We start from the raw sequence: 21,281 nt of genomic DNA, 5'->3' as shown, positions 1-21,281 counted from the left end.
CGAAATGCACGCTAGGCCTGTTCAATCTCTTCGCGCCGCACTTCGAGCTCCAGCCATTTGTCCTCGGCCTCGGCCAGTTCCTTTTGCGCCTTCGTCAGAGCGTCGGAGGCCTGATCGAAGCGCTTGCGATCTTTCCGGAACAGATCGGGGTCGTCAAGGAAGCGCTGCTGCTTGGCGATCTCGGCCTGCAGCTTGGCGATGGTCTTGGGCAACGTCTCCAGCGCGTGTTGCTCGTTGAAGGTCAACCGTCGCTTCGCGACGCCGGAAGGCGCGACGGTTCGCTGCTCTCTCGTCTCTTCGACGGCCTTCGCTGTCGCGCGCTTCACGTCAGCGCCGCGCTGGGCGAGCATGTCGGTATAGCCGCCGGCATATTCGAGCCAGCGTCCGTTGCCCTCGGGCACGATCACAGACGTCACCACGCGGTCGAGAAAATCGCGATCGTGGCTGATCAGAATCACGGTGCCCTCGTAGTCGCTAAGCATTTCCTCGAGAACGTCGAGGGTCTCCAGGTCGAGGTCGTTGGTCGGCTCGTCCAGCACCAGGAGGTTCGAGGGCTTCGCCAGGGCGCGCGCCAGCATCAGCCGGCCGCGTTCACCGCCCGACAGCACCTCCAGCGGCGTGCGCATCTGTTCCTGGGCGAACAGGAAGTCCTTCATGTAGCTGACGACGTGCTTCGGCTTGCCGCCGACCATGACATGGTCGCCGCGGCCGCCGGTCAGCGCCTCGGCCAGCGTCGTCTTCGGATCGAGACTTTCCCGATGCTGGTCGAGCGTGGCCATCTCGATGTTGGCACCGAGCCGTATGCTGCCGCTGTCCGGTGCGCTGCCGCCGGTCAGCATCTCGATCAGCGTGGTCTTGCCGGCGCCGTTCGGGCCGACGATGCCGATGCGATCGCCGCGCTGGACGCGGATCGAGAAGCCGTCGACGATCTTTCGCTCGCCATAGGACCGGCTGATATTCTTGGCCTCGATGACGAGCTTGCCGGATTTGTCGGCTTCGGCAGCCGCGAGGTTGGCGTTGCCCGTCGCGCCGCGATGGGTGCGGCGCTGGTCGCGCAGCGCGTGCAGGTTCCCCAGCCGCTTGACGTTGCGCTTGCGACGGCCCGAGACGCCGTACCGCAACCAGTGCTCCTCGTTGACGATCTTGCGGTCGAGCTTGTGCTGGTCGCGCTCTTCCTCGGCGAGCACCTCGTCACGCCAGGCCTCGAAAGCACTGAAGCCGCGGTCGATCTGCCGGATCTGGCCTCGGTCGAGCCAGGCGGTGCTGCGCGAGAGATTGCCCAGGAAGCGCCGATCATGGCTGATGATCACCAGCGCGCAGCGGCGGCTCTCCAGTTCGCTCTCCAGCCATTCGATGGTCGGAAGATCCAGATGGTTGGTCGGCTCGTCCAGCAGCAGGATATCGGGCGAGGGCGCCAGTACGCGTGCCAGCGCAGCGCGGCGCGCTTCGCCGCCGGAGACATGCGCCGGATCTTCTTCACCGCTAAGACCGAGCTGCTCGACCAGATAGCGCGCCTGATAATGGTCGTCGCCGGCATTGAGGCCTGCCTCGACATAGGCCAGCGTGGTGGAGAAACCGGAAAAATCGGGCTCCTGCGGCAGGTAGCGAATGGTGGCGCCGGGCTGCACGAAACGGCTGCCGCCATCCGGTTCGACTAGGCCGGCGGCGATCTTGAGCAGCGTCGATTTACCGGAACCGTTGCGGCCGATCAGGCAGACGCGCTCGCCGGTCGAAACCGACAGTTCGACGCCCGCCAGGAGCGGCGTGCCGCCGAAGGTCAGCTTGATATCGCGCAGTTGAATCAGCGGTGGCGCCATGCGGTGTCTCAGTCCTGTCTTGTTGCGGCCTGGTCGGCGCGGCGGCGCTGAATGCGGCGGATGGTCTGGTCGAGCGTCGACAGAAACGTCGAGCGGTCGCGCGGTGAATACGACTTCGGGCCGCCGGTGACTTCGCCGGCCGAGCGCAGATCGGTCATCAGGTTGCGGACCGCGAGCGTCATCCCGATCGACTCCTCGGTGAACGCCTTGCCGTTGGACGCAATCACATCGGCGCCGGCCTTCACGCAGCGGCTCGCGAGCGGAATATCCGAGGTAATGACGATATCGCCGGGCCCGGCGCGTTCGGCGATCCAGTCATCGGCTGCGTCCATGCCCGACCCCGCGGCGACCCGCTCGATCAGCGGATCCTGGGGCACGCGGATGAAATTGCCCGCGACCACGCTCACGGGCAGGCCGTGTCTGCCGGCGACGCGATAGATCTCGTCCTTCACCGGACAGGCGTCGGCGTCGACATAGATGCGGGTGGTGTTTTGAGGGTTCGTCATTGTCCGTAGATGGGGCTTGCGAAGCGGTTCCGCAGCAGCCGCGTGGTACCCCATTCGGCCCGCAAAGGCGAGGGGATTGACCCCGGTTCCTCAGGGCCTACGATCGGCCCGAAACGACAAGAAATTGGGGAAAGCCAAGCCATGCCGAACCGGCTCGAGACCTATCGTGTCGAGGCCTACAACACGGCCAAACAGTCCGAAAACAAGATGCATGACGACAATGTGGCGCGCCGCTTCGGGTTTTCCGGTGGGCTGGTCCCCGGCGTCGACGTCTTCGCCTACATGATGCATGTGCCGATGGCGCGCTGGGGCCGCGATTTCCTGTCGCGCGGGCTGATCGAGGCGCGTTTCATCAAGCCGGTCTATGACGCCGAGACCGCCGAAATCGATGCGACCGAGCACAACGGCCTGCTCACCATCGAGGTGTTCAGCCGCACCGAGCTCTGCGCGACGGGGACGGCGTCGCTGCCGGCGATTGCGACTGCGGTGTCGTTGAGCGACTATGTCGCAGTCCCAGCAGTCGCGGAGCGCAAGCCGGTCAGCCCGGCAACATTCGAGACCGGCAAATGGCTCGGTACGACGCCGCGCCGCTGGGCCGGGCAGGATGCCGCCGACTATCTCGCTGATGTCCGCGAGGCCGATCCGATCTTCGCGCGCGAGGGGCTCGGCCATCCCGGCCTGATCCAGCGCGTCATGAACCGCGTGCTGGTGGACAACACGATCCTTGGCCCGTGGATCCATGTCGGCAGCCGCATGCAATTGCTGTCAGCCGCACGCGCCGGTGATGAGATCACCGCGCGGGCCAAAGTCACCGCGAATTACGAGAAGAAGGGTCACCGTTTCGTCGAGCTCGACGCGCTGGTGGTCGCCAACGGCACGACGCCGCTGGCGCACTGCCAGCACACCGCGATCTACCAGCCGCGCGAGCAGGCGGCGGCGTAGAGCGCGGGCGGCGAGAGGCAAGTACACCGCTCCAAGCTCGGTGTCATGCCCCGCGAAGGCGGGGCATCCAGTACGCCGCGGCTTCTCCGTGAATCACTGCTGCCTCGGAGTACTGTGATCGCCCGGTCGAGCCGGGCGATCACAGTGTGCGTGTGGAGGGCAGAAGGGCAGCTTTACGCCGCTTTCCCCTTCGCATCCTGGATCGCGCGCCACACACGCTCCGGCGTCAGCGGCATATCGATGTGCTTGATGCCGTAGTCGGAGAGCGCGTCGATCACCGCGTTCACGACCGTGGACAGGCTGCCGGCGCAGCCGGCTTCCCCGCAGCCCTTGCTGCCGAGTGGATTGGTCGTGGCCGGCACCGGGTGGTCGCCGACCGTCATGTTCGGAACGTCCTCGGCGCGCGGCAGGGCGTAGTCCATCAGCGAGCCCGTGATCGGCTGGCCGCTCTCGTCGTAGCGGACGTGCTCCATCAGCGCCTGGCCGATGCCCTGGACGACGCCGCCATGGAGCTGGCCGGCGACCAGCAGCGGGTTGATCACCGTGCCGAAATCGTTGACCGCGCTGTAGCGCACGATCTGCACGACGCCGGTCTCAGGGTCGATCTCGACCTCGGCGACATGGCAGCCGTTCGGGAAGGCCGACGGCACCGGTTCGCTGGTGTGATCGACGTCGAGGCTGTCGGGCACGCCCTCCGGCATCTTGCTGTCGTGCAGGCGCTTGGCCAGCTCCATGATGTCGATGCTGCGATCGGTGCCGGCGATCGTGAAACTGCCGCCTTCGAATTCGATGTCGGCTTCGGATGCCTCCAGCATGTGCGCGGCGGCGCGCTTGCCCTTTTCGATCACGAGCTTGGCGGCGCCCACGATCGCCATGCCGGTCGCGGTGATCGAGCGCGAGCCGCCGGTGCCATTGCCGGTGTGCACGATGTCGCTGTCGCCCTGCACCAGCTTGACGCTGTCGAAGGGGACGCCGAGCTGCTCGCACAGCACCTGCGCGAACGGCGTGGCGTGGCCCTGACCGTAATCGAGCGTACCGGTGATGAGCTGCACCGAGCCATCGGGATCGAACACGATCTTGCCGAGCTCGACGCCGGGAGGTGCGGTCACCTCCAGATAGGAACCGACAGCGATGCCACGCAGCTTGCCGGCCTTCTTGCTCTCCTTCTTGCGCTTGGCAAAGTTCTCGTGGTCGGAGATTTCGAGCGCCTTGTTGAAGACAGCCTGGAAGTCGCCGCTGTCATAGGTGACGCCGGAGGACGCGGCGAAGGGCATCTGGTTTTGCTTGATGAAGTTGCGCTTGCGCATCGTCAGGCGGTTGATGCCCATCTCGTCGGCGGCGCGGTCGATCAACCGTTCCATGTAGTAGTTGGCCTCGGGCCGTCCGGCGCCGCGATAGGCGCCCATCAGCGTGGTGTTGGTCAGCACCGTCTTGATATCGACGGCCATCAGCGGCGTGCGATAAACGCTGGAAAAGTTCTTGCTGGTGTTGAGCGAGAGCGGACTGGGAGCAACGCCAGTGATGTAGGCTCCGAGATTGCCGTAGCCCGAGAGCTTGGCGGCGAGGAAATGCCCCTCGGCGTCCAGCGCGAGCTCGGCGTGAATCTTCTGCGCACGGCCGTGGCTGTCGGACAAGAAGCTGGTCGAGCGTTCGTCCAGCCATTTCACCGGCCGCCCCAATTCCTTGGCCGCGTAAAGGATGCACATGTACTCGGGATAGTTGACGTTCTTCATGCCGAAGGACCCGCCGACATTGGCGGTGAGGATGCGTACCTTTTCGTTCGGCACCTTCAGGTTCTTGGCGAGGTTGGCGCGGTTGCCGGCGACGCCCTGCGTCGGCATCTGGATGGTGTAACGCTCGGTCTTCTTGTCGTAGGAGGCAAGGCCGGCGCGCGGCTCCATCGAGACCACGGCGACACGGGTGTTTTCGATGTCGACCTTGGTCACGTGAGCGGCGCCGGCGAAGGCCGCATTGACCTTCTCGATGTCGCCATAGTGGTAGTCGAGCGCGACATTGTTCGGGATGTGGTCGTAGAGCTGCGGCGCGCCGGGTTTTGCGGCTTGCTCGGGATCGGTCACCGCCGGCAACGGCTCGATGTCGAGCTCGACCGCCTCGGCCGCGTCGCGCGCCTGGGCCAGCGTCTCCGCCACCACGAAGGCGACGGGATCGCCGACGAAACGGACCTTGTCGGTTGCGAGCGGCTGGCGGTTGGTCTGGAGCAGGGGCGAGCCGTCGCGGCTCTTCAGCGGCAGGCCGCAGGTGAAGGGGCCGTAGCCGGCCGCATCGAGGTCTTTGCCGGTCCAGACCCCTAGCACGCCCGGTATCGCCCTGGCTGCGTCGACGTTGATGCCGCGAATGACGCCGTGGGCATGGGTCGAGCGGACGATCACGGCATAGGCCTGGCCGGGCAGGTTGAAATCGTCGGTGTAGCGGCCCTTGCCGCGCACCAGCGTATCGTCCTCCTTGCGGCGGACCGGCTGCCCGACACCATATTTTTGCAGTGCAATAGCGTTTTCGAGCGTGGAGGATTTGGTGTGTTCTTGCATGGAATTGACCTGAAAAGCCGGCAATTGCGCGGTTTTGGGGGGCGCCTGGGGGACCGGACCCCTCAAAAATAACCCACCGGCCCGTTCACGACAACGCACGAATGGGCATGGTCCCATGTGATGCGTTGTTGCGCAGGATTGGCGCGCTGCTAATGTTTCAGGCGAAAAAGCAATTCCAGCTCGGCCTAACCGGCCGCGGAAAGACAGTTTGTATGAATGACCACACGCGGCTCCGCGACGGCCTTGCGCCGCACGGTGAGCTGGGGTCGATGGCGGCGGCGTTCGCCACTGAACCGGCCGTCGGCGCGCAAGCGCCGGGAACCGGCGTCTACGCGGCGCTCGACCTCGGCACCAACAATTGCAGGCTCCTGATCGCCTGTCCGACCCACGACGGCTTCCGCGTGGTCGATTCCTTCTCGCGCATCATCCGGCTCGGCGAGGGCGTCGCGGCAACGGGGTGCATCAGCGAGGCCGCGATCGAGCGCGCCATCGTGGCGCTCGGCATCTGCCGCGACAAGATCAACCTGCGCAAAGCGCGGCGGTTGCGGCTGATCGCCACCGAAGCCTGCCGCGCCGCCTCGAACGCCGAAGGCTTTCGCAGCCGCGTCGCTGCCGAGACCGGAATCGAGCTCGAGGTAATCGACCGCGAGACCGAGGCGGCGCTCGCCGTGCTCGGCTGCTCGCCGCTGGTCGATCCCAGGGGGCGCGGCGCAATCCTGTTCGACATCGGCGGCGGCTCGACCGAGCTGGTACGGATCGAGCGTGACGCCGCAAATCCGGAGCCGCGCATCAAAGCCTGGATGTCCATTCCATTCGGAGTGGTCACGCTTGCCGAGCAATTCGGCGGGCGCGACGTGACGTCGGAGATCTACGCCGCGATGGAGCGCGAGGTCGCCCATCACATCAGGCCGTTCGCCGAACAGCATGGCGGCGATCTCGCCGACATGCATCTGCTCGGCACGTCAGGCACTGTGACGACGCTCGCCGGCATCCATCTCAACCTCGCGCGCTACGACCGCCGCCGCATCGATAGCGTCTGGATGAACGATACCGACGTCACCGCGACTATCAACAAGCTGCTCGGCATGAGCTACGAGGAGCGCGCCGCCAACAGCTGCATCAGTATCGAGCGCGCCGATCTCGTGCTGGCCGGCTGCGCCATCCTCGACGCGATCCGCCGCGCCTTTCCGCTGCCGCGCCTGCGCGTCGCCGACCGGGGCCTCCGCGAAGGCATGCTGGTCGAGATGATGCGCGAAGACGGCGCGCTCAGGAGCTGGTGAGATGGCCAAGGACACCACCGGCCGCTTGCACGTTCAGGTCAAGACCCACGGCAAGCGAAAATTGTCGTCGAAGCTCTGGCTGGAGCGGCAGCTCAACGATCCCTATGTGGTGAAGGCGAAGGCGCTGGGTTATCGCTCGCGCGCCGCTTTCAAGCTGCTGGAGATCGACGACAAATACCGGCTACTCAAGCACGGCATGGCGGTGGTCGATCTCGGTGCGGCGCCGGGTGGCTGGAGCCAGATCGCCGCCAAGCGCGTCGGCTCGGTCGACGGCAAGGGCAAGGTCATCGCAATCGACCTGCTGGAAATCCCCGAAATCGCCGGCGTCGAGTTCGCGCAGCTCGACTTCATGGACAATGACGCGCCGGACAAGCTCAAGGCCATGCTCGACGGCGGCGCCGACATCGTGATGTCCGACATGGCCGCCAACACCACCGGCCACCGCAAGACCGACCAGCTTCGCATCGTCGGCCTGATCGAGACCGCCGCCGCGTTCGCCTGCGATGTGCTGAAGCCGGGCGGGACCTTCCTGGCGAAGGCGTTCCAGAGCGGCGCCGACGCCGAGCTGCTCGCCCAGCTCAAGCGCGATTTCGCAACAGTGCGTCACGTCAAGCCGGCCGCAAGCCGTGCAGATTCCTCGGAGCGCTACGTGCTGGCGACGGGATTTCGCGGCGGGGCGACGGAATAGCAACAAACTCCGTCATTGCGAGGAGCTCTTGCGACGAAGCAATCTAGACTGTCTCCGCGGAGGGATTCTGGATTGCTTCGCTTCGCTCGCAATGACGAGATAGGCTACCCCAGCCGCTGATCCCGCACGTCCTGGGTATCCTCGGTCGCGGCCTTGACGGCCGCCTTGGCCGCGCCCTTGCCGGCACCCTTGCGGCTCGCGATCTCCACGGCCTTGCGGCCGGAGACTTCGTGGCCGGCATCGGCGGGCATCTGCCAGAAGAACCAGCTCGATGCCGCCGAGGTGAGCGCGACCACGACGAAGGCCGGCGCGAACACGGTGGCGTTGAGCTCGCTGACGTGGCTGAGCCACATCGTCGTCTCCACGGACGCGGCGCCGACGGCGACGCCGGCCGAGACCGCGAGCTGCTGGTTGACGCTGACGAGCGTGGTGGCGCGGCTCATCTGCGCCTGCTCGACCTCGGCATAGGCAACCGTGTTGATCGCGGTGAACTCGAGCGAACGGAAGAAGCCGCCGACCACCAGGATGATCATGATGATCAGCAGCGGCGTCGTCACGGTGAAGAGGGCGCAGGCGGCGAGAAAGACGGCACTGATGATCGCGTTCACCGTCATCAGGTTGCGGAAGCCGAAGGCGCGGATGATGCGTGCGGCCAGCGCCTTCATGCCCATGGCGCCGAGCGAGGAGCCAAACGTGACGAGGCCGGACTTGAACGGCGAGAGGCCGAAGCCGATCTGCATCAGCAGCGGCAACAGGAACGGCAGCGCGCCGATGCCGAGCCGGAACATGAATCCGCCGAGAACGGCGGCGCGTAGCGTCGGCAGCCTCAGCAGCGTGAAGTCCAGCACCGGCGACCCCGTTCGCCGCGCGTGAAGGACATACAGTGTCATCGAGATTGATCCGCCGACGACCAGGGCGGCAACCGTGCTCCATGGCAGCAGATTGAGTCCGGCAACCGACAGCCCGAAGGCGATGCCGGCGAGCCCGAGGCCCGCGAGCACCATGCCGTAGAGGTCGAACGGCTCTCGTTCCTCGCTTTTGATGGGATCGATGAAGCGCAAGGCCATGAAGATGCCGAGCAACCCGATCGGGATGTTGATCAGGAAGATCCAGTGCCAGGACGCATAGGTCGTGATGAAGCCGCCGAGCGGCGGCCCGATCACGGGGCCGATCAGGGCAGGAACCGTCACCCACGCCATGGCATTGACCAGCGCGCTCTTGTCGACCGACCGCAACAGCACGAGGCGCCCGACCGGCGTCATCATCGCCCCGCCCATGCCTTGCAGGATGCGCGCGAACACGAAATCGGTGACCGATGTCGAGAGCGCGCAGCCGACCGAGCCGACCATGAACACGCCGACGGCAATCGCAAACACCATGCGCGCGCCGAACCGGTCGGCGGTCCAGCCGCTCGCCGGGATGAACACCGCAAGCGACAGCAGATAGGAGGTGATCGCGAGCTTGAGCGTCAATGGGCTGGTGCCGATGTCGGCTGCGATCGCGGGCAGCGACGTGGCGATCACCGTCGAGTCCATGTTCTCCATGAAGAGAGCAGTGGCCACGATCAGCGGAATGACGCGTTGCTTGTCGACCATAACGGATTGGTAATGGAAATCGGAAGGAAGGGCGAGAATTGCGGCTTATCACCGGCATTGGGCCGCGACCATTGCGGATCGACGCATAGCACCTAAATCCTGCGTGACCCGAGGTGAGTGCGCCCGCGCCGGAGACCGTGATGATCGGCCGGCACGGGGACGCCGTTCGCCAGTACGAGGCGCCGCGAGGCTATCCCCCGCTGAATTTGCCTAAAAAGCCTGTGCATGGCTGGCCGGCGGTCCGATTTGCTTTGATTCGTCGTCCACCCGTGCTATCGACCCGCGTCAACCCCACCGATGGGCTCCGATTCTCCGGCGTTGCCGCAAGGTACGCCGAGGGCGGCGCTCATCCATAGCTATTTGCGGCAGGGCCGCGGAAGGAGTTGGCACATGGCCACCGTGCAACAAGGCATTCGCGAAGCCCTCACGTTCGACGACGTGCTGCTGAAGCCGGGCCTGTCGGACGTCATGCCGGGCGAGGTCGACATCCGCTCTCGCGTCACCCGCGCCATTCCGCTCAACATCCCGATCATGGCCTCCGCCATGGACACGGTCACCGAAGCCCGCATGGCGATCGCCATGGCGCAGGCCGGCGGCATCGGCGTCATCCACCGCAATTTCGATCCCGAAGGGCAGGCCGCCCAGGTGCGACAGGTCAAGCGCTACGAGTCGGGCATGGTGGTGAACCCGCTCACCATCAGCCCCGACGCCACGCTGGACGACGCGCTCAAGCTGATGAGCGATCACGGTATCTCCGGCATTCCCGTCGTCACCGGTGCCGGCAAGTCCACGCCGGGCAAGCTGGTCGGCATCCTCACCAACCGCGACGTCCGCTTCGCCACCGACCGCCAGCAAAAAATCTCCGAGCTGATGACGCATGAAGGTCTCGTCACGGTGCGCGAGAATGTCAGCCAGGACGAGGCACGGCGGATGCTGCATCAGCACCGCATCGAGAAGCTGCTCGTGGTCGACGAGCAGTATCGCTGCGTCGGTCTAGTCACCGTGAAGGACATGGAGAAGGCGGTCGCCCATCCGCTGGCCTGCAAGGACGCGCAGGGCCGCCTGCGCGTCGCCGCCGCCACCACGGTCGGTGATAGCGGCTTCGAGCGCACCGAGCGGCTGATCGATGCGGGCGTCGATCTCGTCGTGGTCGACACCGCGCACGGTCATTCCCGTCACGTGCTCCATGCGGTCAACCGCATCAAGCGCCTGTCCAATTCCGTGCAGGTCGTTGCCGGCAACGTCGCGACCTCGGAGGGTGCGCAGGCGCTGATCGATGCTGGCGCGGACTGCATCAAGGTCGGCATCGGCCCGGGCTCGATCTGCACCACGCGCATCGTCGCCGGCGTCGGTGTGCCCCAGCTCACCGCGATCATGGATGCGGTGGAAGCGGCGAAGAAGTCCGACATCCCCGTGATCGCCGACGGCGGCATCAAGTTCTCCGGCGACCTTGCCAAGGCGCTTGCTGCCGGTGCCGACATCGCGATGGTCGGCTCGTTGCTCGCCGGCACCGATGAGACGCCCGGTGAGGTGTTCTTGTGGCAGGGCCGCTCCTATAAGGCCTATCGCGGCATGGGTTCGGTCGGCGCGATGGCGCGCGGCTCGGCCGACCGCTACTTCCAGCAGGACATCAAGGACACGCTCAAGCTCGTGCCCGAAGGCATAGAAGGCCAGGTGCCTTACAAGGGCCCGGTCGGCAACGTCATGCACCAGCTCGCCGGCGGCCTGCGCGCCGCGATGGGCTATGTCGGTGCAGGCACGCTCCAGGACTTGCACAAGAAGGCGCAGTTCGTGCGTATCACCGGCGCGGGCCTGCGCGAGAGCCACGTCCACGACGTCACCATTACGCGCGAGGCGCCGAACTATCCGGGCGGGGGTTAGGCGCTCCACATTCCGCTGTCATGCCCCGGCTTGACCGGGGCATCCAGTACGCCGCGGCCTCTCGGCTCAACCACGACCGCCTCTGGAATACTGGGCGGATTCAACCGATCGTCGCAACAGTTTCTGTATGGCTCATCCGTAGCAATACGTCGAGAGCTTCCGCCGGTGTTTTCCAGCCGAGGGTTTTCCGGGGCCGGGTGTTGAGTGCAAGAGCCACGGCCTCAAGGTCATCGGCGATGTGTGCATTGAGATCGGTGCCCTTTGGGAAGTACTGGCGCAGCAATCCGTTGGTGTTCTCGTTGGTACCGCGCTGCCAAGGACTATGAGGATCGCAGAAGTAAACTTGCACGCCTGCGTCGATCTTCAGGCGTGCGTGCTGGGCCAGCTCAGCGCCTTGATCCCATGTCAGCGACCGCCGCAGTTGCTCGGGCAAGGTGATAATCGAGCGGGTGATGGCGTCGCGCACGGCCTCAGCGCCATGCCCGGCGAGTGCAGGTCCATTCTTCACGCGAGCTTCGTGGCTATGGCCCGTCATCCGCGGCAGATGCAGCAGCATGGTGAAGCGTGTCGTGCGCTCTACCAAGGTGCCGATCGCGGAACTTCCAAGGCCTACGATGAGGTCGCCCTCCCAGTGGCCCGGCACGGCTCGATCGGCTGCCTCCGCCGGACGCTGACTGATCATGATCTCGGGAGGAATGAAGCTCCTGCCTTTACGGGCGCGCGCCCTCGGCATCCGCAGCGCCCGCCCGGTGCGCAAGCAGGCCGTCAGCTCGCGACGCAAGGCTCCTCGACCTTGCACATACAGCGCCTGATAGATGGCTTCGTGACTGACGCGCATCGTCTCATCCTCGGGAAAGTCGAGCCGAAGGCGGCGAGAAATCTGCTCCGGGCTCCACGCCGTCGCCCAGCGTCGGTGCTGTCGATGCACCGCCCGGCGCCCCTTCCACAGGACCTTCGGGCCGACGATGAGCACCCCGTTCGGCCTGGCGATCATACCGGCAAGCCTGTCTTGCACATAACTTTGCAGAACCGGATTAGCCGCCAACTTCGTCTGCTTTGGCCGTCGAGCAGACCGATCGGCGTGCCATTGTGCCGTGGTCGCTCGGTACTCCCGAGCACCATTGCGCCTGGCGGCATTGCGCTTGAGTTCGCGCGATATCGTACACGGCGGCCGCTTCAGCTGCCGAGCAATGGCTCGTATGCCAAACGACTGCGCACGCAGGATCGCAATCTCCTCGCGTTCGGCGAACGAAAGATAGCGCCCAGACGGCACTCCTGATGACGGTGAGAGATGCGTTGGTGGCATACCGCCCGCCCTTCGGAACCGTCGCACTCCGCCAGCCGGCGACATCTCGGCATCAGTTGCAGCCTCTTCGCTGGAACGTCCCAATGCAATGGCGGTCCAGGACTGCCTGCAATTCTCCCGCCACGCCCGATTCCATAACCGCATCGCAACCCTCCTTCGCTTGGGGTGTTGCGACGACCGGTTGAATCCGCCCTGGATCGCCCGATCAAGTCGGGCGATGACAGCGAGGGCGCGGTTGGTGTGTACCAAACTCCATTTGCGGCGCTATCCTGCAACTACGCTCCGTCGCTTTTGTATTGACGTGCTCCGCTCCCTCCGCTTCCGTTCGCGCCGAAGCATAATCAGGAGGAAGCCAACATGTCCCAAGGCAAACGCATCGTTCTCGCGGCGCGTCCCGTCGGCGAGCCAAAGCCGTCCGATTTCCGCATCGAGGAATTCGGTGTACCGACGCCCGCCGCAGGCGAAGTCCTGCTGCGCACGATCTGGCTCTCGCTCGATCCCTATATGCGCGGGCGCATGAGCGACGGTCCGTCCTACGCGACCCCGGTGCCGGTCGGCGGCGTGATGGAAGCCGGTACGGTCTGCGAGGTCGCAGCCTCCAACAATCCGAACTTCGCCAAGGGCGACATCGTACTCTCGCGCGCGGGCTGGCAGACGCACGCGATCTCCGACGGCAAGGGGCTGAACAAGATCGACCCGAAGCTCGCGCCGATCTCGACGGCCGTCGGCGTGCTGGGCATGCCCGGCATGACCGCCTACACGGGCCTGCTCGATATCGGCAAGCCGCAAGCGGGCGAGACCGTCGTCGTCGCCGGTGCCTCCGGTGCGGTCGGTTCGGCCGTGGGACAGATCGCGAAGATCAAGGGCGCACGCGCGGTTGGAATCGCCGGCGGCAAGGACAAATGTGATTTCGTCGTGAAGGAGCTCGGCTTCGACGCCTGCATCGATCACCGCGATCCCGATCTCGCGGCGAAGCTGAAGGACGCCTGCCCGAAAGGCATCGACGTCTATTTCGAGAATGTCGGCGGCGCCGTGTTCGAGGCGGTCTTCCCGCTGCTCAATGCGTTTGCGCGCGTACCCGTCTGCGGCCTCATCGCCCACTACAACGACACTGAAGCGAAGCCGCCGAAATGGGCCGCCAGCATGATGCGCGCGACGCTGACCAAGCGGCTGACCTTCCGCGGCTTCATCGTCTCCGACTTCGCCTCCCGCCATGGCGACTTCCTGCGCGACATGTCCGGCTGGGTCCGCGAGGGCAAGGTCAAGTACAAGGAGTTCGTCACCGAGGGCCTGGAGAGCGCGCCTGAGGCCTTCATGGGCCTTCTGAAGGGGGCCAATTTCGGCAAGCAGCTGGTGCGGGTCGGGCCGGACAAAGCTTGATCGGCCGCCTCGGCCCCCCTCGGGGGCCGGGTATGGTTAACAAACAGTGACCGATCGGCCACACCCGCCCGCAAAAGCCGCGGGTGTGACCGTCGGTTCATTGACGGGCTCGCGAAGGCATTGAATCATTGCGCATATTTCAGGTGCGATGATGTTAGAGCTTGTTGTTTTCTGCGTAATCCTTGTGGCCGCCGGTTATTGGGCGACGATGTTTGTCATGGGCCGTCGCGACGACGTGATTCATGGCAAGTTCGTCCATACCGAGGACGTGTTCGCGCTATCTGCGATGCCCACACCCACGCCGCCATTCCCCAAGCGCCCGGTCAAAGCCGCGCGGCCTGCCATTGTTCAGCCCGCCAACACCGGGGCCAAACCGGTGAACAGCGACGCGCTGCAGTCCTTGCTTGCCGCGATCCAGCAGGATCTCAAGAGCGTCGCTTGATCCGCGCGTTCAGACGCTGCCGCGCTCGACCATGAACAGCTCGACCGCAAGTCGCTGCTCGGGCCGTGGCGCGCCGGTCAGGCGCGCCAGAAGCAGTTCGCCTGCGATACGCCCCACAGCCGCGGCATCGAACGAGATCGTGGTGAGGCCGGGCGTGATCTGATCGGCGACGTCGTTGTCGCCGAAGCCGAGCACAGCCAGATCGCGCGGCACCGACAGGCCCCGGCCGCGCGCCTCGATCAGTGCGCCGGTCGCGAGCAGATCGTTGGCGCAGAACACGGCATCGATGCGGTCGCCGCGGTCGAGCAGGGCGGTGAAGGCGGCGCGGCCGTCGACGAGCCCCGTGATTTCGCCGACACCGATCTCATGGATGATCTCGAGCCCGAGCTGTGCCGCGGCCGCGCGAAAACCGTCGCGGCGCAGCGCACCGCGCCCAACGCTGCGTCCGATGAAACCGACGCGGCGATGCCCGGCCTCAGCCAGCCTTCGCGCCGCCATCGCACCGGCATCGGCGTTGGGAAGGCCGACCAGCATGTCGATGGGATCGCGCGGAAACGCCCAGGTCTCGATCACGGGAATGCCGAGCTCTTCGAGCGCGGCGCGATTCTCCTCGAGTTCGATCACGCCGGTGAACATCACGGCCGCAGGCCGGATGCCGCGCAGCGACTGGATCATCGCGACCTCCTTGGCATAGGAGTAGGAGGTCTGGCCGATCAGCACTTCAAAGCCTTCCGGCTCCAGCGTCGCGGCGAAGCTGCGCACCGCCAGCCCAAACTGCTGGCTGAGGATGTTGGAGACGAAAGCCATGACCACGTTTGATCGGCCCGAGCGCAGCGCGCGCGCGTGCGGGTTGGACGCATAGCCGGTCGCCTCGATCACTTCGAGGATACGCTCGCGGGTCTCGCGATTGACCTTCTCGGGATGGCGCAGCACCCGCGACACCGTGATCGGCGCAACGCCCGCGCGCTCCGCCACCTCCGCGATGCGCGGCGGCCGTCCGGTCGCGCTGCTGCGGCCGGGCGGCGCCGGAATGCGCACCACGTCGTCATAGGTCGGCTTTGCCGGATCGGTCATCGAATCCCGAGGCTAGAGCATGATCCGGAAAAGTGTGAAGCGGTTTTCCGAAAAGATCATGCTCAAATAACAACCTAAAGCGCGATGACGATTCATCCCAATCTCATCGCGCTTTAATCGAAGTCGGTACCGTCTCCAAAGCTCAGTGCGTCCCCACCTCATCGCGTGCCAGCGCGCGGCCGACCTGGACGAGGCAGTCGCCGCTCTGGCTGTCGGTGTGCAGCCTTTGCGAGATAACGATGCCGTCGGCTGGAAAGCGCAGTATCTCTTCGGCCAGCTCCGGGCGCTCGAAATCATGATACCAGCCCGCGACGTCGCCGGCCGCAACCCGCGCGCCGACCGTGACGGCAGGCTCGAACCAGCCGCGCCGCGTGGCGAACACCGCTTGCGCATGGCTTTGCAATGCCAACAGCTCGGTGGCGCGCTCGACCGGCGCATGTGGCCCCAGCACCGGGGCCTGGACCAGGCCGAGCGCGAGCAACAGGCGATCGACGGCGCGCGCGGTCAGGGCCATCGTCTGCGGCGTGACGGTGCCGCCGCCGCCGAACTCGCCGGAGAGTCCGATCGCGCCGGCACGTGCGGCGGCCGCCATCGAGGTCGGCGCAGTGGCGCCGTTCTCGGCGACGAAGGCGAAGGGCATCCCCAGCCCTTCCATCAGGCGCAGCGCGCGGCCGAACATCTCGGGCGGTCCCTGGCGCTCGATCAGCGCGCAAGGCACATGCGCCATCGAGGTGCCGCCGGAGTGGATGTCGAAGACGACATCGTGCCGCGGAAATAGCTCGTGCTCGAGGAAGTGCGCGAGGCGGAACGTCGGCGTGCCTCCGGAATCGCCCGGAAAGGCGCGGTTGAGATTGCCCTCGTCGAGCGGCGAGCGGCGCCGTGCTGCCATCACCGCCGGCAGGTTGGCGAAGGGCAGGATGGTGATCTCGCCCTTCACGGCGGCGTCATCGAGCCGGCGATACAGCCGCGTCAGCGTGATCTCGCCCTCATATTCGTCGCCGTGATTGCCGGCCATCAAAAGGAGTTTTGGGCCGGCACCGTTCTTGATCCGGAAGATCGGGATCTTGAGCTGGTAGTAAGGAGAGCGGTCGATCGAGAAGGGAATGCCGAGATGTCCGGACCATTTCTGGTCCTTCTCGAAATCGATGTCGTGGAAAAGTCCGGTATGCATGGCTTGCCTCGGGGCCGCGTCGTCGCCGACGCCGGCCGAAGGTTGAATGAAAGGGCGGCGCCGCTACAGCAGGGCAACCGCGGTCATCTCGACCCGCAGGTCGGGATCGGCGAGGCGGGCTTCGACTCAGGCGCGCGCCGGCGGATTGACCGGATCGATCCAGGAATCGTAGACCGAGTTCATGGTGTCGAAGTCGATGATGTGCGGCAGGAAGACGTTGACCGCGATCAACCTGGAGCAATCGGAGCCGGCTTCCTTCAACAGCGCGTCGATCTTGGCGAGCACCTGCTGGGTCTGGGATACGATTCCGGCCTTGCGGTCGTCCGCGACCTGGCCGGCGATATGCACCATGCCGCCGGCGGCGACGGCCTGGCTCATGCGCGAGCCCACGACGTAACGTTTGATCATCTGAAATACCTCCTCGTGACAGTGGCTCCCGCGGGGTCGCGGGAGCGCGTGCTGGCTCACAGCGTCGGCAGCGACTGCTCTTCCTTGAACCACTTCAACTGCAGCGCGCCGAGCTTGCCGTTGAGCTTGTTGGTGAAGATGTCGGTGTTGATCCAGTTGAGCAGGTTCTGCTCGCCCTGGCGCACGCCGACATGGGCCGGCGACTGGCGGATCAGGAATTTGAGCTCGACTTCCTTGGCGGGGTTCTGCTCCTGCACCTTGAGTGCGATCGCGCTGTTCTCGGCGAAGGTCTCGGCCTGGCCGGCGAGAAACGCGGCGAGTGCGGCGGGCGTGTCCTCGAAGCGCACAAGCTTCACCTTCGGTGCATTGTCGGTGAGCCAGACATCCAGCGTCGAGCCCTTGGCCACTGCAACGCTGCGGCCGTCGAGATTGTCCGGCTTCTTGCCGGTCGCGGCGGGAAACGATTTGGCGCCGTAGACGCCGAGATTCACCACCGCATAAGGCTGCGAGAACATCACCTGCTGGGCGCGCTCGGGCGTTGCGCCGAGGCCCGCGATCAGCATGTCGATCTTGTCCGACAGCAGGCTCGGGATGCGCGCGGCGCCGGTTACCGGGACGAGTTCGAGCTTCACGCCCATGTCGGCAGCAATCAGCCTGGCGAGATCGGCGTCGAGACCTGCGATCTCGCCCTTGTCGTCCTTGAAGCCCCATGGCGCCGCATCGGTGAGGATTCCGATGCGCAGCTTGCCTGAGCCGAGCACGTCCTGGAGCTTGTCGGCGTTCGCGAGGTTCGGCGCTGCGAGAACGGCAAGCGCCGCGGCTGCGATGGTGAAGAGTGACTTCAGTTTTCTCATGGCTCTCTCCTGGTGGCGGATTTGGTGAACGATGGTCATCTCGACGACGCGATGAAGCTTGCGAGCTCGGGCGTGTCAGGACTGGCGAACAGCTTTGCCGGCGGCCCCTGTTCCCAGACTCGGCCCTGGTGCATGAAGACGATGCGGTCCGCGACATTGCGGGCAAAGCCTATCTCGTGGGTGACCAGGATCATCGTCATGCCCTGTTTTGCCATCGCTTCCATCACCTTCAGCACTTCGCCGACGAGTTCGGGGTCGAGCGCGGAGGTCACCTCGTCGAACAGCATGAGCTGAGGCGCCATGGCCAGGCACCGCGCGATCGCGACGCGCTGCTGCTGGCCGCCGGAGAGCTGCTCCGGCCAGGCGTCGATCTTGTCGGCGAGACCGACGCGGGTCAGCACATCCTCGGCCAGCGCCCGCGCGCGGGCCTTGTCGATGCGGCCGGTGAGGAGCGGGGCGAGCGTGATATTGCGCTCGACCTTCAGATGCGGAAACAGGTTGAAGGCCTGGAACACGATGCCGACGCGCTGACGGAATTTCTTGAGGTCGCGCATTTCGGCATGGACCTTCAAGCCCTCGACGCGGATATCGCCGGAATCGACGCTCTCGAGCGCATTGATGCAGCGGAGCAGCGTCGACTTGCCCGAGCCGGAGCGGCCGATGATCGTGACGATCTCGCCTTCCTCGACGTCGAGCGAGACGCCCTTGAGGACCTCGACCCGGCCGAATGTCTTGTGCACGTCGCGGATTTCAACGAGAGCCATCGAGGCGGGCCTCCAGGGAGCGGGACCAGAGCGTGAGCGGCAGGCACAGCGCGAAATAGATCGCGGCGACCAGTGCGTAGGTGAGCAGCGGCTGGAATGTCGCCGCGCTCACCACCTGGCCGGCGCGCGCGAGCTCGACGAAGCCGAGGATCGAGGCGAGCGAGGTGCCCTTGATGAGCTGCACCAGGAAGCCGACGGTCGGCGGCAGCGACAGCCGCAGCGCCTGCGGCGCGATGATGTGGCAAAACTGCTGCCAGGCGGAGAGGCCGAGGCAGGCGCCAGCCTCCCACTGCGCCTGCTTCACGGCCTCCAGGCCGCCGCGCCAGATCTCGCCGAGAAAGGCGGCCGTGTAGAGCGTGTAGGCCACCGTCACCGCGACGGTCGCGGGCACCTGGATGCCCAGGAACACCGGCATGCCGAAATAGAAGAAGAACAGCAGGCCGAGCAGCGGCACGCTTTGGATGATTTGGATGGACGCCGCCATCGTCCAGCGCAGGGCGGCGGACCGGCTGATGCGGCCGACGGCGAGCCCGAGCGCCAGCGGCGTACCGACGGCGAGCGCGAGCACGACGAGCGCGACAGTCCAGCGCAGGGCTTCGACGAGCGAGACGAGATCGATGAGGGAGAAGGAACGCATCGCCCGATCCCTCAGCGCCGTCGCGGCCAGCGGAAGGCCGCCGCGCCAATGACGGCAAACAGCGCCTTGAACGACATCGCCATGGCGAAATAGACCGCGCAGATCACCGCGTAGACTTCGAAGCTGCGATAGGTACGGCTTTCGATGAAGCCTGCGACGTGGAAGAGCTCGTCGGTGGCAACCTGCGAGGCAAGCGAGGTGCCGAGCAGCAGGAGCACGAACTGGCTGGTCACGGCAGGATAGGCATTGCGCAGAGCCGGTGGCAGCAGGATGTGACGGAAGACCTGCCAGGTGGAGAGACCGAGGCACTGGCCGGCCTCGATCTGGTTCTTCGGCACGGAGTCGAGGCCCGCGCGGATGATCTCGACCGAATAGGCGCCGAAATAGAGCGACAGTGCCACACAGGCGGCTTCGAACGCCGGCAGCTTCAGGCCGAAATTCGGCAGCACGAAGAAGACGATGAAGATCTGGATCAGCGACGGCGTGTTGCGGAACAGCTCGATATAGGCGCGCACGAGCCAGCGCAGCGGCGTGACGCGGCCCTTCAGCGCGACCGCGCCGGCGACGCCGATCAGAAGCCCTGCCACCGCTGCGATCACGGTCAGCTCCAGCGTGACGATGGCCCCGTCGATGAGCTGGTTCTGATAGCGCCAGAGCGGCAGGAAATTCATCGTGCCCGCTCTCAGCCGAACTGGGTGGGGAGGGCGCGCGTCACCACGCCATCGGCATCGAGGGCGAAGATGACACGCCAGCGGTCGAGACAGGTGCAGGGATGCGAGATGCCGAAGGCGATGACGTCGCCGACCGCAAGCGTGCTATCGGGCGCGAGCGACAGGAACGCATGCTGGTCGTTGAGACGTGTGACCGACAAGGTCGCGGCGAGCCCTTGCTGGGCGACGCCGTCGCGGAAGACGCGCAGCGGCACCGGCAGTCCCTGGTCGAACGAGGCATCGCGCATGCCGAAGCCCCCGATGGCAAGGCCTGCTTCCGGCCGCGACAGCACCTCGGCCCACAGCGTGAGCGCCGGGCGAAAACCTTCGGCGGCGGAGCGTTGCGCGCCGTCGACGAGTAGACCGCCGCGCCGGTCGAGCTCGGCGAGGGCGCGGGCATAGATGCCGTGATCGGCGAAGAACAGCGCGCCCGAGCGCAGGAGAACGATGGCGTTGCCGTCGCCATGGGCGACGGGTGCGAGCGCGCGTGCCACGATGTCGAAATAGGCGGAGCCGCCCGCGCTGATGATCAGCGGCAGGCGCGGGGCCGCAGCGCGCACCAGCGCGAAGGTCTCGATGGTGCGCTCCATCAGCGCTGCGATCGCGCGCATCGTCTCATTGGAATCGGACGTTGCGACCGCGCCTTCGTAAGTCGCGACGCCGCCCAGCACGAGCCGGTCGGCCGCGAGCACCGCGGCAATTGTTGCTTCGACCGCGGCGCGATCGCGCGCGCCGGCGCGGCCGGCGCCGAGTTCCACCAGCACGGACAACTCGCGCCGGTCCGCGATCAGCGCAGCCTCCGCCAGTGCCGCGACCGCGGCCGGTGAATCCGCGAAGGCGTAAAACTCCGTCTCGGGATACGCGCCGAGGACAGCGCCGAGCCGCCGGCCGGCTGCGAGCCCGCCGATTTCGTTGGCCAGCAACAACCGCCGCTCGCCATGCGCAAGCAGCACCGCGGCCTGCTGGATGTTGGCGACCGTCGTGCCCCAGGCGCCGGCCTCGCGCAGCGAGCGGGCCAGCTCCGGCGACATCGGTGTCTTGGCGTGCGGCGCGACAGTGACGCCGGCGCCCTTGCACCAGCGCAGGAAAAGGTCGCGATTGGCGGCGAAGGCGGTCTCATCGAACGTGAGCGCGGGGAGGGCGAGGTCGCCACGAGAGGGCCGCCAATGCTGATCGGCGATCTCATCGATCGACAGACCGGCGACCAGGGGAATACCCCGCGTGGTCGTTGAAAGACGTTGGCTATCCCACCGGGACAAGAAATGCATCGTCACTCCGCC

17 protein-coding genes and 2 pseudogenes are annotated in these 21,281 nt (G+C 65.8%); 6 read left to right on the top strand and 13 right to left on the bottom strand.

The features are described 5' to 3' along the window. Positions 1-11: 11 nt before the first annotated feature. On the bottom strand, positions 12-1,817 hold the full coding sequence (locus BRA1253DRAFT_RS06200) for an ABC-F family ATP-binding cassette domain-containing protein (RefSeq protein ID WP_007592239.1): 1,806 nt from the start codon (positions 1,815-1,817) through the stop codon (positions 12-14). A gap of 8 nt (positions 1,818-1,825) precedes the next feature. Next, positions 1,826-2,323 (bottom strand): YaiI/YqxD family protein, encoded by a 498-nt coding sequence (locus BRA1253DRAFT_RS06195; RefSeq protein WP_007592237.1) that lies wholly within the window; start codon positions 2,321-2,323, stop codon positions 1,826-1,828. A gap of 141 nt (positions 2,324-2,464) precedes the next feature. On the opposite strand from BRA1253DRAFT_RS06195, the gene BRA1253DRAFT_RS06190 reads away from it, so the two are divergent. Continuing rightward, positions 2,465-3,265, top strand: coding sequence for a hypothetical protein (locus BRA1253DRAFT_RS06190; protein WP_007592236.1), 801 nt, complete (start codon positions 2,465-2,467; stop codon positions 3,263-3,265). Positions 3,266-3,438: 173 nt separating this feature from the next. Here the strand turns inward: BRA1253DRAFT_RS06190 and BRA1253DRAFT_RS06185 are convergent, their stop codons facing one another. Further along, positions 3,439-5,811 (bottom strand): xanthine dehydrogenase family protein molybdopterin-binding subunit, encoded by a 2,373-nt coding sequence (locus tag BRA1253DRAFT_RS06185; protein ID WP_007592234.1) that lies wholly within the window; start codon positions 5,809-5,811, stop codon positions 3,439-3,441. 212 nt (positions 5,812-6,023) lie between these two features. On the opposite strand from BRA1253DRAFT_RS06185, the gene BRA1253DRAFT_RS06180 reads away from it, so the two are divergent. Beyond that, the gene (locus BRA1253DRAFT_RS06180; protein ID WP_035994944.1) at positions 6,024-7,091 is read left to right on the top strand and encodes a Ppx/GppA phosphatase family protein; all 1,068 of its coding nucleotides are present in this window, start codon (positions 6,024-6,026) and stop codon (positions 7,089-7,091) included. A 1-nt stretch (position 7,092) separates the two neighbouring features. Then, complete coding sequence (locus BRA1253DRAFT_RS06175; RefSeq protein WP_007592230.1) at positions 7,093-7,779, top strand: RlmE family RNA methyltransferase; 687 nt, start codon at positions 7,093-7,095, stop codon at positions 7,777-7,779. Between the two features lie 104 nt (positions 7,780-7,883). On the opposite strand, the gene BRA1253DRAFT_RS06170 is transcribed toward BRA1253DRAFT_RS06175, so the two are convergent. Further along, positions 7,884-9,374: an MFS transporter gene (locus tag BRA1253DRAFT_RS06170; RefSeq protein WP_007592228.1), complete on the bottom strand. Its 1,491-nt coding sequence runs from the start codon at positions 9,372-9,374 to the stop codon at positions 7,884-7,886. A 390-nt stretch (positions 9,375-9,764) separates the two neighbouring features. Between BRA1253DRAFT_RS06170 and guaB the strand changes: the two genes are divergently transcribed. Beyond that, a complete protein-coding gene (gene guaB / locus BRA1253DRAFT_RS06165; protein WP_007592224.1) occupies positions 9,765-11,255 on the top strand; it encodes an IMP dehydrogenase in 1,491 nt (496 codons plus the stop codon). A 100-nt stretch (positions 11,256-11,355) separates the two neighbouring features. Here guaB and BRA1253DRAFT_RS06160 read toward each other — a convergent pair. Next, positions 11,356-12,770 (bottom strand): annotated as a pseudogene (locus BRA1253DRAFT_RS06160) (IS30 family transposase). Between the two features lie 148 nt (positions 12,771-12,918). Here BRA1253DRAFT_RS06160 and BRA1253DRAFT_RS06155 point away from each other — a divergent pair. Both BRA1253DRAFT_RS06155 and BRA1253DRAFT_RS06150 read left to right on the top strand, forming a co-directional pair. Beyond that, entirely contained in the window at positions 12,919-13,941 is a 1,023-nt protein-coding gene (locus BRA1253DRAFT_RS06155) for an NADP-dependent oxidoreductase (protein ID WP_007592222.1), read from the top strand. Positions 13,942-14,092: 151 nt separating this feature from the next. After that, the gene (locus BRA1253DRAFT_RS06150; RefSeq protein WP_007592220.1) at positions 14,093-14,383 is read left to right on the top strand and encodes a hypothetical protein; all 291 of its coding nucleotides are present in this window, start codon (positions 14,093-14,095) and stop codon (positions 14,381-14,383) included. Between the two features lie 9 nt (positions 14,384-14,392). Here the strand turns inward: BRA1253DRAFT_RS06150 and BRA1253DRAFT_RS06145 are convergent, their stop codons facing one another. From BRA1253DRAFT_RS06145 to BRA1253DRAFT_RS06110, 8 genes and pseudogenes are all read right to left on the bottom strand, one after another. Then, entirely contained in the window at positions 14,393-15,457 is a 1,065-nt protein-coding gene (locus BRA1253DRAFT_RS06145) for a LacI family DNA-binding transcriptional regulator (protein ID WP_007592219.1), read from the bottom strand. A 142-nt stretch (positions 15,458-15,599) separates the two neighbouring features. Beyond that, positions 15,600-16,628, bottom strand: a complete 1,029-nt coding sequence (locus tag BRA1253DRAFT_RS06140; protein ID WP_007592216.1) for a succinylglutamate desuccinylase/aspartoacylase family protein — start codon at positions 16,626-16,628, stop codon at positions 15,600-15,602. Positions 16,629-16,691: 63 nt separating this feature from the next. Further along, a pseudogene (locus BRA1253DRAFT_RS06135) lies at positions 16,692-17,036 on the bottom strand (RidA family protein). Positions 17,037-17,092: 56 nt separating this feature from the next. After that, positions 17,093-17,890, bottom strand: a complete 798-nt coding sequence (locus BRA1253DRAFT_RS06130; RefSeq protein WP_007592214.1) for a transporter substrate-binding domain-containing protein — start codon at positions 17,888-17,890, stop codon at positions 17,093-17,095. Positions 17,891-17,925: 35 nt separating this feature from the next. Then, positions 17,926-18,654 (bottom strand): amino acid ABC transporter ATP-binding protein, encoded by a 729-nt coding sequence (locus tag BRA1253DRAFT_RS06125; protein ID WP_007592212.1) that lies wholly within the window; start codon positions 18,652-18,654, stop codon positions 17,926-17,928. Next, positions 18,641-19,291 (bottom strand): amino acid ABC transporter permease, encoded by a 651-nt coding sequence (locus tag BRA1253DRAFT_RS06120; RefSeq protein WP_007592210.1) that lies wholly within the window; start codon positions 19,289-19,291, stop codon positions 18,641-18,643. The genes BRA1253DRAFT_RS06125 and BRA1253DRAFT_RS06120 overlap by 14 nt, the downstream gene beginning before the upstream one ends. An 11-nt stretch (positions 19,292-19,302) precedes the next feature. Then, positions 19,303-19,962 (bottom strand): amino acid ABC transporter permease, encoded by a 660-nt coding sequence (locus BRA1253DRAFT_RS06115; protein ID WP_007592208.1) that lies wholly within the window; start codon positions 19,960-19,962, stop codon positions 19,303-19,305. Positions 19,963-19,973: 11 nt separating this feature from the next. Further along, positions 19,974-21,269 (bottom strand): alanine racemase, encoded by a 1,296-nt coding sequence (locus BRA1253DRAFT_RS06110; RefSeq protein WP_007592206.1) that lies wholly within the window; start codon positions 21,267-21,269, stop codon positions 19,974-19,976. Positions 21,270-21,281 lie beyond the last annotated feature (12 nt).

Source organism: Bradyrhizobium sp. WSM1253, assembly GCF_000244935.1.
Classification (GTDB): Bacteria; Pseudomonadota; Alphaproteobacteria; order Rhizobiales; family Xanthobacteraceae; genus Bradyrhizobium; species Bradyrhizobium canariense.
This window is presented reverse-complemented; position numbering and strand designations above follow the sequence as displayed.

Excerpts from the sequence above, each read along its gene's own strand:
- BRA1253DRAFT_RS06200 (WP_007592239.1), bottom strand. The coding sequence starts at position 1,817 with ATGGCGCCACCGCTGATTCAACTGCGCGATATCAAGCTGACCTTCGGC.
- BRA1253DRAFT_RS06195 (WP_007592237.1), bottom strand. The coding sequence starts at position 2,323 with ATGACGAACCCTCAAAACACCACCCGCATCTATGTCGACGCCGACGCC.
- BRA1253DRAFT_RS06190 (WP_007592236.1), top strand. The coding sequence starts at position 2,465 with ATGCCGAACCGGCTCGAGACCTATCGTGTCGAGGCCTACAACACGGCC.
- BRA1253DRAFT_RS06185 (WP_007592234.1), bottom strand. The coding sequence starts at position 5,811 with ATGCAAGAACACACCAAATCCTCCACGCTCGAAAACGCTATTGCACTG.
- BRA1253DRAFT_RS06180 (WP_035994944.1), top strand. The coding sequence starts at position 6,024 with ATGAATGACCACACGCGGCTCCGCGACGGCCTTGCGCCGCACGGTGAG.
- BRA1253DRAFT_RS06175 (WP_007592230.1), top strand. The coding sequence starts at position 7,093 with ATGGCCAAGGACACCACCGGCCGCTTGCACGTTCAGGTCAAGACCCAC.
- BRA1253DRAFT_RS06170 (WP_007592228.1), bottom strand. The coding sequence starts at position 9,374 with ATGGTCGACAAGCAACGCGTCATTCCGCTGATCGTGGCCACTGCTCTC.
- guaB (WP_007592224.1), top strand. The coding sequence starts at position 9,765 with ATGGCCACCGTGCAACAAGGCATTCGCGAAGCCCTCACGTTCGACGAC.
- BRA1253DRAFT_RS06155 (WP_007592222.1), top strand. The coding sequence starts at position 12,919 with ATGTCCCAAGGCAAACGCATCGTTCTCGCGGCGCGTCCCGTCGGCGAG.
- BRA1253DRAFT_RS06150 (WP_007592220.1), top strand. The coding sequence starts at position 14,093 with ATGTTAGAGCTTGTTGTTTTCTGCGTAATCCTTGTGGCCGCCGGTTAT.
- BRA1253DRAFT_RS06145 (WP_007592219.1), bottom strand. The coding sequence starts at position 15,457 with ATGACCGATCCGGCAAAGCCGACCTATGACGACGTGGTGCGCATTCCG.
- BRA1253DRAFT_RS06140 (WP_007592216.1), bottom strand. The coding sequence starts at position 16,628 with ATGCATACCGGACTTTTCCACGACATCGATTTCGAGAAGGACCAGAAA.
- BRA1253DRAFT_RS06130 (WP_007592214.1), bottom strand. The coding sequence starts at position 17,890 with ATGAGAAAACTGAAGTCACTCTTCACCATCGCAGCCGCGGCGCTTGCC.
- BRA1253DRAFT_RS06125 (WP_007592212.1), bottom strand. The coding sequence starts at position 18,654 with ATGGCTCTCGTTGAAATCCGCGACGTGCACAAGACATTCGGCCGGGTC.
- BRA1253DRAFT_RS06120 (WP_007592210.1), bottom strand. The coding sequence starts at position 19,291 with ATGCGTTCCTTCTCCCTCATCGATCTCGTCTCGCTCGTCGAAGCCCTG.
- BRA1253DRAFT_RS06115 (WP_007592208.1), bottom strand. The coding sequence starts at position 19,962 with ATGAATTTCCTGCCGCTCTGGCGCTATCAGAACCAGCTCATCGACGGG.
- BRA1253DRAFT_RS06110 (WP_007592206.1), bottom strand. The coding sequence starts at position 21,269 with ATGCATTTCTTGTCCCGGTGGGATAGCCAACGTCTTTCAACGACCACG.